This is a genomic window from Synechococcus sp. BA-120 BA3, assembly GCF_034931285.1.
Taxonomy (GTDB): Bacteria; Cyanobacteriota; Cyanobacteriia; order PCC-6307; family Cyanobiaceae; genus Cyanobium.
In genome coordinates, this window is the sequence record NZ_JAYGHZ010000052.1 from 1 (window position 1) to 8817 (window position 8817).

Consider the following 8817-nt stretch of genomic DNA (forward strand, 5'->3'; position numbering starts at 1 on the left):
GGGCGACCTCATCCACCGGGCCGCCGGGGCGATAGGTCAGGGCAGGGCGGGCACAGGGTTCGGGCGGCAGGGCGGAGAGCTCATCCACCAGCCGCGCCACCAACTCGGCGCGGGTGCGGGCAACATATGCGCCGTGATCTGCCGCTTGCGCTTCGACCGCGTCCAGCCAGCCCCGATCGCCGCCATTCTCCAGCACCCGCCCGCGTTCGCGCAGCGACGCTTCGAGCGCATTGACCCGCCGCGCATGATCGGGCGCGATCGCCAGCGCCATGCGGTCCATGAAGCGCCGCCGTGCGCCCGCGCTGTCAGTGAACAGCCCGTCCATCGCCGGGGTGAGCCATGACAGCGCCAGCCATTCGGCGAGGCTCGCCGCGCTGGCCGCCGCGCCGTTGACCCGCACCAACCGCCGCCCGGGCTGTCCGGCTTCGGTATAGGTGCCCAGCCGGGCCGAGATTTGCCCCTGTTCGGTCAGGCTGGCGCCGATGGCGAAGGGCAGGGGCGGATCGGCCGGCGCGGCGCGGCGCGCAATCTCGCCAAGGTTCGCCCGCCGCAGTCCGCGCCCCGGCCCGAGCAAGGACAGCGCCTCCAGCAGATTGGTCTTGCCCGCCCCGTTCTCGCCCACCAGCAGGTTGAAATGGGCCGTCGCCGCCAGCGTCGTCGCGGCGTGATTGCGGACATTTTCAAGGCTGATCTTGCTGAGCGCCATTACGTTTGCGCGGGTAGCACAGGGCGGCGATTTGGCCAGAGTGCGTTGTCCGAAATTGGCGATCCTAACCCTTGGTGAAAAACACCAACCTTTCGCGAAGGTGAATGGGTTGTCGCGGCTGTGAAAGCATCGAAATGGCGGAAATCAGCCATTTTTCGAGTTTGGCACGGCCCGTGCAGAGTATCCTGCGTCCCCGGGATGGTCCCGCGGGATAGTGAAAAACCCCAAGGAGATACCACCATGAATGCCGTCCAATCCGCCAATCGCCTGTTCGCCGCCGCTTTCTCGGTCGTCGTTTCAGCTGCCTTCTTCGCTTACGCGATCATCCCCGCCAGCCCCAGCCTGGTTGCCTGATCGGCGCTTTTGCCACCCTCTCATTCACAAGGACCATTTTATCATGTTCGGCCCCGAAACCAGTGTTCGCTTCGCCTCTGCCGCCTTTGCCGTGGTGTTGACCATCGCCAGCTTTGCTTACGCGATTGTCCCCGGCAGCCCCGGCATGATGGCCTGACCCGCGCCCTCCACTCTGGAACCAAGGACTTTTGACATGACCAACATCACCAACACCCCCGGCAGTAAGCCGCCGCGCACGGGCTTCCGCCTCGACAAGAGCAACGCCAAGGTGTTCGGCGTGTGCGCCGGGATTGCCGATTATTTCGGGATCGACACCATGCTGGTGCGGATCGGCTTTGTCGCCGCAACGCTGCTCGGCTTCGGCAGCCCGATCCTGATCTACCTCGCGGTCGCCCTGATTGCGGACTAAGCGGCTAACCGGGCGGTGCGCCACCTCACGGACCGATGGGTCCGCAAGGGCGCCAAGTTCTTTTGGCGCCCGCCGGCCGAAAGGCCGCCCCCTTGGCAGGCTATTGCGCAGCAATCTGCCGCGAGAGAAAAAGACCCCCGCTGCCAGAGAATTACATAGCGCTGATGCCGCCATCCAGTTTCAGCTCTGCGCCCGTCATGAAGCGGCTTTCGTCGCTGGCGAGATAGAGCACCGCATTGGCGATGTCGTTCGGCTCGCCGACGAATTTGAGCGGGATCTGCCGCGCCAGCTTTTCCAGCAGCACATCCTTGTCGAGCGAGGCCGCCTTGGCCGTCCCGTCAAGGATCGGGGTATCGACAAAGGTCGGGTGCACCGAATTGCAGCGGATGTTCATGTTCTTCTTGGCGCAATGCAGCGCAATCGACTTCGACAGCATCCACACCGCCGCCTTTGACGCGTTGTAAGCGGGCATGGTGTCGCTGGCGATCAGACCGGCGATGCTGGAGATGTTGATGATCGACCCGGGCGCGTGTTCGCGCATCAGCGGCAGGGCCTTCTGGCAGCCGTGGAAGATTGAATTGACGTTGATATCGAAACACCGCTGCCAATCGGCAAAGTCGCAGGTTTCGATATTGCCCGCGACCCCGATCCCGGCATTGTTGACCAGCACGTTAAGCCCGCCGAGATGTTCGCGCGCAGCATCAACCGCCGCTTCCCATTGGGCCGGATCAGTTACGTCATGGGCGATGGCATAGGCCGTGCCTTCGCCCATCTCGGCGTTGATGATCGCCGCCGTTTCCGCCGCGCCCGCGCCGTTGATATCGGTCGCCAGCACCCGCGCGCCTTCCTGCGCCAGCCGGATGCAATGCGCGCGGCCGAGGCCCTGCGCGCCGCCTGTGACCAATGCGAGCTTGCCCGCTACCCTGCCTGCCATAACCTATTCCTCTCCCAAGTATCCCGGTGTCAAAAGCATCGCGATGCGCACGTCGACCGCGTGGCCTGCGCGTCGCCATTCGTCCACGAAGCGCGAAAGATCACGCAGCGCAACCCGGTGGACGATGATATTCTCGCCTTCCGTGCCGCCGCCATCGCTCACCCGTTCGAGGCCGGTCGCCTTCAGCAGCGTGAAGCATTCCGACACCATGCCGGGCGAGGAGTAAAATTCGCCCAGCACCGCCAGCCTGGCGGCGCGGTAGCCGGTTTCCTCTTCCAGCTCGCGCGCGGCGGCGGTCAGCGCATCTTCGCCTTCGCCGCCCGCATCATCGCCGACCAGACCAGCGGGAATCTCGAGGCTGAAGCGCGACAGCGGCACGCGGTATTGGCTGACAAGGATCACATGGCGGGTGCCGTCAGGATCGACATCCAGCGCAATGATCGCCGCAGCGCGAATGCCGCGCGCGCGCCCGACATATTCCCACCGCCCGCGTTTCTTGGTGGTGATAAAGCGGCCTTCCCACATCACCTGTTCGGGCAGGTCGGCGTCGCGGTCTTTGATCAAGGTTTTTGCCCCGTTCATCCTGGGCTTGTCGAAGGATCGTCCTTCGTGGGCGCGGGAATGGTGATGAAGAGCGGCCCTTCGACAGGGTCAGAGCGAACGGGTCAAGACCTAAACCTCGATCAACCGGTCCGGCAACTCGTTCACGTCGTTTTCGCTGCGCGGGAAATGTTCGGCCAGCACAAAACCGACGTCCTTGATCCCCGCCGCCAGCCCTTCGGCGATCCGGCCCTGACGGATGTGGCTGAGCATACCGGCCATGGCCTCACCCCAGACCTCGGCAGGCACCATGGCGGCAATGCTCTCATCGGCGACGATTTCTGCACGGTGCTCGCGCATCGACAGATAGATCATCACCCCGGTGCGCCCGGTGGTGCGGCGGTCGGCGCCGACCCTGAACTGGCGCACCGCCTGATTGCGAACGCGGATTGTCTTGGTGGGGCCGGGGATCAGGAAGAACTGCAGCGGCTCCCACTGTTGCACCAGCATCACGGCGATGAATTTGATCAGGCCAAGTCCGATCACCAGACTGGCGATTTCGCCTGTGCTCCAGTTCGACTACGCCGGCAGCACGATCAACCTGCTCGACACCCCCGGCCACCAGGACTTCTCGGAGGACACTTACCGCACCCTGGCCGCCGCCGACAATGCCGTGATGCTGGTGGATGCGGCCAAGGGCCTGGAGCCCCAGACCCGCAAGCTGTTCGAGGTCTGCCGGATGCGGCGGATCCCCATCTTCACTTTCGTCAACAAGATGGACCGGCCGGGGCGCGAGCCCCTCGAGCTGATCGACGAGATCGAGCAGGAGCTGGGGCTGGCCTGCTGGCCCGTGAACTGGCCGATCGGCAGCGGCGACCGCTTCCGCGGCGTCATCGACCGGCGCTCCCAGGATCTGCTGCTGTTCGAGCGGGCCGAGCGGGGCCGCCAGAGCCTGGAGCGGCGCCTGCCCCCCGGCGATCCCGAGCGGACCGATCTGGTGGAGGCGGAGCTGCTGGGGCTGGCGCAGGAGGAACTGGAGCTGGTGGAGGGGGCCGGTGCGGCGCTGGACCTGGAGCGGGTGCACGCCGGTGAGCTGAGCCCGGTGTTCTTCGGTTCGGCGATGACCAATTTCGGCGTGCGCCCCTTCCTCGATGCCTTCCTGGAGCTGGCCCAGCCGCCGGTGGCCCGGGAGAGCGACCAGGGCCCGGTGGATCCGCTGCGGCCGGAGTTCAGCGGCTTCGTCTTCAAGCTGCAGGCCAACATGGATCCCCGCCACCGGGACCGGGTCGCTTTCGTGCGGGTCTGCAGCGGCCGCTTCGAGAAGGACATGAACGTGCGCCACGCCCGCAGCGGACGCACCATCCGCCTGTCCCGCCCGCAGAAGCTGTTCGGCCAGGACCGGGAGGTGGTGGACGACGCCTACCCCGGCGATGTGATCGGCCTCAACAATCCCGGCATGTTCGCCATCGGCGACACCCTCTACACCGGTGCACGGGTGGAGTACGAGGGCATTCCCTGCTTCAGCCCGGAAATCTTTGCCTGGCTGCGCAACCCCAACCCCTCGGCGTTCAAGAGTTTCCGCAAGGGGGTGAACGAGCTGCGGGAGGAGGGGGCCGTTCAGGTGCTCTACGACACCGACCCCAGCAAGCGGGACCCGATCCTGGCGGCGGTGGGCCAGCTGCAGCTGGAGGTGGTGCAATACCGGCTGGAGAACGAGTACGGCGTCACCAGTCGGCTCGAACCGCTGGAATTCAGCGTCGCCCGCTGGGTGAGCGGCGGCTGGCCGGCGCTGGAGCGGGTGGGGCGGCTGTTCAACTGCAAGACGGTCCGTGACGCCTGGGACCGGCCCGTGCTGCTGTTCCGCAACGACTGGAACCTGCACCAGCTTCAGGAGGACCATCCCGAGCTGGAGCTGCACGGGGTGGCGCCGGTGGTGAGCGGGGTGGAGCCGATCGCCCTCTGACCCCGGGTCGTATCGGGGTCGGGTCGGGGCCGTGTCGCGGCCGGCGCGGGGGAACCCCTCCCTCGCGCCATGCCGGCGGAGGGGGCAGAATGAAGCAACAATTCGTCACGCCGCAACGGACGGTCACTGCGATGCCTCGATCCGTGACGCCATCCCCGCTCTGGCTTGTGCGTCCCCGCAGCGACGGGGGCAGTGATTACGTCAGCTTCCAGCCCTCCCAGGGAGCCGTGGAGATGCGTGAAGGCAGCCACCTGCCGCCGCAGATGCCCCTGCTCAAGCGGCGCCGGTCCCTGGCCATCGAGGAGGCGGAGGCCTGCCGTCGCCGTCTGCAACAGGAAGCCGGATATCACCGCAGTGAACCGCTTTTTTAGCCCTGGCTCGATACGCTCGGTGGTATGAACCAAGGATCCGCCCAGCCCCAGCCGGCCCCTGACGCCTCCGATCCGTACGAGCGGCTGGGCGTCGCCCCGGATGCCTCCTTCGACACGGTCCAGGAGGCCAAGCTGGCCCGACTCAGAGAGGCCGGCGATGATCCGATGGTGCGCTCCCGCATCGAGGCGGCCTACGACGCCGTGCTGATGGATCGGCTCAAGGAACGCCAGCAGGGAAGGGTCAGCAGCGCCGCCCGCTCTGCCTCCCAGCGGGAGCAGGCCTCACCACCCCCGAGCCGGCCGGCCCTTTCGGCCCTGCCCAGCCTCCCCCAGCTTCCCCCCTCCCGCCTGCCCCGCCCCAGCTTCTCGCTGCCCCGGCTGCAGTTGGCGAGCGGCCGGGAGCTCTGGTTTCCCCTGGCCGCCGACGGTGTGCTGCTGGTGCTGCTGGTGCTGATGCCCGGCGCCGCCCCCGAGCTGCTCACGGCCCTGGCCACCGGCGTCACCCTGCTCAATCTGCAGCGGCGTAACGGACGCTTCCTGGCATCGGTGGGCTGGTCCTTCGCCCTGCTCTGCCTGGGGCTGGTCCTCGGCGGTCTTCTGGCCGGTGGGCTGGGGGCCTCCCTCAGCCAGACCCTGCCGGTCACCACCCTCCAGCTGCAGAGCCTCCCGGCCATCCTGCTGCTGCTGCTCGGTGCCCTCCTGATCGCCTGAGCGCTTCAAGCCACGGCGGCCAGCTCGTCGATCAGCTCCTGGAGCTCCTGGGCCCCCACCCGGTAGACCTCGCTGCAGAAATGGCAGGTCAGCTCCGCCTGGCCGTCCTCGCTGAGCATGGCGCTGAGTTCGTCGCGGCCCAGGAGCCGCAGGGCGCTGACGCTGCGGTGACGGCTGCAGGGGCAGTGGAAGCGCACCGGCTGCTCGATCGGAGCCGCCTCGAGGGGCTGGGGATCGAGATCCGGAAAGATGTCCTCGAACAGGGCCTGGAGCTGGTGGGCATGGGTGGCGAGCCGCTCACTGAAGCCGGTGATCTCCCGGCAGCGCTCCTCCAGCAGGGCCACCAGGGCCGGCTCCCGCGCCGCCTTCGGCAGCACCTGGACCAGCACCCCACCGGCGCAGCGCACGCCGGAACTGTCGATCGTCTCCCCCACGAACAGGGCCGAGGGGGTCTGCTCGGAATGGAGCAGGTAGGAGGCCACGTCCTCCCCGATGCCGCCGCTCACCAACTCCACGGTGCTGCTGAAGGGTTCGCCCTGGCCCCGGTCCCGCACGACGTGCAGGTAGCCGGTGCCGGTGGCGCGGCGGAAATCGAAGCGGTGCCCACCGGCCGCGTCGGCGAGCAGGTCGAGCTCCAGGTCGGGGCGGCCCACGTAGCCCCGCACGGTGCCGTCCCGGCCCGCATCCACCATCAGACCCCGCAGGGGTCCGTCGGACTGGATGCGCAGATTCACACGGCCGTGGGCCACCTTCATCGAGCTGGCCAGCAGCAGCCCCGCCGTCATGGCTCGGCCCAGCAGGGCCGTGGTGAGAAAGGAGAGCCCATGGCGATCGCTGGCCACGCGGCTGGCCGCGGTGGTGGTGACCCCGACCATGCGGATGCCGCCACCGGCACCGGTGGCCCTCAGCAGGCTGTCGCCAGCGACCCGTCCCCCCATCAAGCCATCTCCCACCGTCCGCCGGTCATCGTAAGGAGGCGGATCGCGGCGCCTCCAGGGGACCCAGGCTGCCGCCCTCCAGCCGCCAGCCGTGGTCGATCACACCCCGGAACAGCTCGGGTTCATGGGTCACCACCAGCAGGGCCCGCTCCCGGGCCAGGTCGGCCAGCAGCTGCAGCACCTCCTCCCGCACGGTCCAGTCGAGGCCGGCGGTGGGCTCATCCAGCAGCAGCACCCGGGCATCGCGCACCAGCTGCACCGCCAGCGCCAGGCGCCGCTGCTGGCCGCCGCTGAGCCGCTCGGGGGCCTGCTGCAGGGAGAGGTGGCCGAGTCCCACCTGCTCCAGCACCGCCTCGGCCCTCTCGGCGGTGAGCCGCCGCTGGCCCAGCTTCAGCTCCTGGCCCACCGTCAGGCCAAGGAAATGGCGTTCCGGGAACTGGAACACCAGCCCGCACAGCCAGCGGCGCTGGCGGCCGCTGAGGGCCTCCCCCTGCCACAGAATGCGGCCGGCATCAGCTTCGGCCAGGCCGCAGAGCACCTCCAGCAGGGTGGTCTTGCCGCTGCCGCTGCGGCCCGCCACCAGGGCCGGGGCACCCACCGACAGCTGCAGGGAGACGTCCCGCAGCACCGGCGCGGCCGCCGTGGCGGGGTGATAGCGCAGGCCGATGACGTCGAGCATCCCCCCAGCATGCCGTCCGGGGCTGCGGCGGCGAGGCCCCGGAACGTGTTGGATGGGGGGGCAGGCGTGCCGTCTCCCCTTCTCCATGGATGTCCGATTTCGCGAGGTGGATCCGTTCAACTGCTGGATCTGGCTGCACTTCGCCGACCAGCCCGGCGGTGCCGAGCGGGGCTACGTCGAGACGGCCTTCGACAGCTGGTTCTTTCTCGGCAAGCTGGGCGGCTTCAACGCCGAGAACCTGCAGACCCACGAGGGGGGTGTGGACCTGGGCTGGCTCCCCTACGACACCGAGGCCGCCGAACGCTGCCTGCCCGCCCTGATGCACAACATGGGGCCGATGGAGTATCAGGACGACTGGTCCCGCTGCTGGGTCGACCTGGGCACCAGCGATGCCCTGGCCCTCGATGTGCTGATCAACGCCCTGCGCCAGCTGGACAACGACGTTCTCGAGATCACCGAACTGGTGTTCGGCGGCCTCAACGAGGACTGGCCGATCGACGAGGAGCCCGAGAGCCCCTTCGCCAGGGACTGATGGGGCGGGAGCTGCGCCGGCTGCTGATCACCCCGGATCGGATCGCCGCCCTGGCAGCCGGGGGCCCGGAGCTGGCCCGGCTGGTCCTGGAGCCCCAGGAGCGTCACTACCTGGAACGGGTGCTGCGCTATCGCCCCGGCGATCGCCTGGCCCTGGTCGACGGCATCGGCGGACTCTGGACGGCGGTGCTCGACCCCGAGCGAAGCCTGCGGCTGGAGCAGGACCCCGGGGCACCCCTGCTGCGGGAGGAGCCGCCCGGCCCGCCCCTGGAGCTGGCCATGGCCGTGCCCCGGCGGGAGGCGGATCTGGTCTGGCGCATGGCCACCGAGCTGGGGGCCGACCGGCTGCAGCCCCTGCTGGCCGAGCGGAGCGCCCCGAGGGAGCGCTATCCGCTGGAGCGCTGGCAGGGAATCGTGCGGGAGGCCACCGAGCAGTGCGAGCGACTGTGGCATCCGGTGCTGGCGTCCCCCCTGCGGGCCGGAGAGTGGCTGGCGCGGCCCACGGCCGGGATCGCCCTGCTGGCCACCACCCGGCGGGAGGGTCTGCCCCTCTGCAGCCAGCGGCTGCGGGAGCTGTCGGAGCGTGCGAGGGAGGGGGCTGGCGAAGCGGACCTGGCGGCCGGCCTCCGGCTGGCGATCGGCCCGGAAGGGGGCTGGAGCCCCCAGGAGGAGGAACGGGCC

11 protein-coding genes and 1 pseudogene are annotated in these 8817 nt (G+C 68.5%); 6 read left to right on the forward strand and 6 right to left on the reverse strand.

The window, feature by feature from the left end; all coding sequences use genetic code 11:
* A partial coding sequence (locus tag VB737_RS03900; RefSeq protein ID WP_500311299.1) for an AAA family ATPase occupies positions 1-706 on the reverse strand: 706 nt, incomplete at its 3' end.
* 547 nt (positions 707-1253) lie between these two features.
* Between VB737_RS03900 and VB737_RS03905 the strand changes: the two genes are divergently transcribed.
* Positions 1254-1469: a PspC domain-containing protein gene (locus VB737_RS03905; protein ID WP_500311301.1), complete on the forward strand. Its 216-nt coding sequence runs from the start codon at positions 1254-1256 to the stop codon at positions 1467-1469.
* Positions 1470-1620: 151 nt separating this feature from the next.
* Here the strand turns inward: VB737_RS03905 and VB737_RS03910 are convergent, their stop codons facing one another.
* The 3 genes from VB737_RS03910 to VB737_RS03920 form a co-directional block, all read right to left on the reverse strand.
* Complete coding sequence (locus tag VB737_RS03910) at positions 1621-2403, reverse strand: SDR family oxidoreductase (protein WP_500311303.1); 783 nt, start codon at positions 2401-2403, stop codon at positions 1621-1623.
* A gap of 3 nt (positions 2404-2406) precedes the next feature.
* Entirely contained in the window at positions 2407-2967 is a 561-nt protein-coding gene (locus VB737_RS03915) for an NUDIX hydrolase (RefSeq protein ID WP_500311305.1), read from the reverse strand.
* Positions 2968-3075: 108 nt separating this feature from the next.
* The gene (locus VB737_RS03920) at positions 3076-3489 is read right to left on the reverse strand and encodes a TPM domain-containing protein (RefSeq protein WP_500311306.1); all 414 of its coding nucleotides are present in this window, start codon (positions 3487-3489) and stop codon (positions 3076-3078) included.
* 13 nt (positions 3490-3502) lie between these two features.
* On the opposite strand from VB737_RS03920, the pseudogene VB737_RS03925 reads away from it, so the two are divergent.
* The 3 genes and pseudogenes from VB737_RS03925 to VB737_RS03935 all read left to right on the forward strand — a co-directional run.
* Positions 3503-4906: pseudogene (locus VB737_RS03925) on the forward strand (peptide chain release factor 3); the annotation flags it as partial.
* 131 nt (positions 4907-5037) lie between these two features.
* The gene (locus VB737_RS03930; RefSeq protein WP_106220086.1) at positions 5038-5277 is read left to right on the forward strand and encodes a hypothetical protein; all 240 of its coding nucleotides are present in this window, start codon (positions 5038-5040) and stop codon (positions 5275-5277) included.
* A gap of 24 nt (positions 5278-5301) precedes the next feature.
* Positions 5302-5988, forward strand: coding sequence for a CPP1-like family protein (locus tag VB737_RS03935; protein ID WP_323243025.1), 687 nt, complete (start codon positions 5302-5304; stop codon positions 5986-5988).
* A gap of 5 nt (positions 5989-5993) precedes the next feature.
* On the opposite strand, the gene hslO is transcribed toward VB737_RS03935, so the two are convergent.
* Together hslO and VB737_RS03945 are read right to left on the reverse strand one after the other, a co-directional pair.
* Entirely contained in the window at positions 5994-6926 is a 933-nt protein-coding gene (gene hslO / locus VB737_RS03940; protein ID WP_323243024.1) for an Hsp33 family molecular chaperone HslO, read from the reverse strand.
* Positions 6927-6951: 25 nt separating this feature from the next.
* Positions 6952-7605: an ABC transporter ATP-binding protein gene (locus tag VB737_RS03945; RefSeq protein ID WP_500311310.1), complete on the reverse strand. Its 654-nt coding sequence runs from the start codon at positions 7603-7605 to the stop codon at positions 6952-6954.
* An 85-nt stretch (positions 7606-7690) separates the two neighbouring features.
* Between VB737_RS03945 and VB737_RS03950 the strand changes: the two genes are divergently transcribed.
* Together VB737_RS03950 and VB737_RS03955 are read left to right on the forward strand one after the other, a co-directional pair.
* Entirely contained in the window at positions 7691-8137 is a 447-nt protein-coding gene (locus VB737_RS03950; protein ID WP_500311311.1) for a DUF3531 family protein, read from the forward strand.
* A partial coding sequence (locus VB737_RS03955) for an RsmE family RNA methyltransferase (protein ID WP_500311312.1) occupies positions 8137-8817 on the forward strand: 681 nt, incomplete at its 3' end. The genes VB737_RS03950 and VB737_RS03955, both read left to right, overlap by 1 nt.

What these genes read in the sequence shown, in the direction of transcription:
- VB737_RS03910 (WP_500311303.1), bottom strand. Translation starts at nt 2,403, where the DNA reads ATGGCAGGCAGGGTAGCGGGCAAGCTCGCATTGGTCACAGGCGGCGCG.
- VB737_RS03930 (WP_106220086.1), top strand. Translation starts at nt 5,038, where the DNA reads ATGCCTCGATCCGTGACGCCATCCCCGCTCTGGCTTGTGCGTCCCCGC.
- VB737_RS03935 (WP_323243025.1), top strand. Translation starts at nt 5,302, where the DNA reads ATGAACCAAGGATCCGCCCAGCCCCAGCCGGCCCCTGACGCCTCCGAT.
- VB737_RS03905 (WP_500311301.1), top strand. Translation starts at nt 1,254, where the DNA reads ATGACCAACATCACCAACACCCCCGGCAGTAAGCCGCCGCGCACGGGC.
- VB737_RS03950 (WP_500311311.1), top strand. Translation starts at nt 7,691, where the DNA reads ATGGATGTCCGATTTCGCGAGGTGGATCCGTTCAACTGCTGGATCTGG.
- VB737_RS03945 (WP_500311310.1), bottom strand. Translation starts at nt 7,605, where the DNA reads ATGCTCGACGTCATCGGCCTGCGCTATCACCCCGCCACGGCGGCCGCG.
- hslO (WP_323243024.1), bottom strand. Translation starts at nt 6,926, where the DNA reads ATGGGGGGACGGGTCGCTGGCGACAGCCTGCTGAGGGCCACCGGTGCC.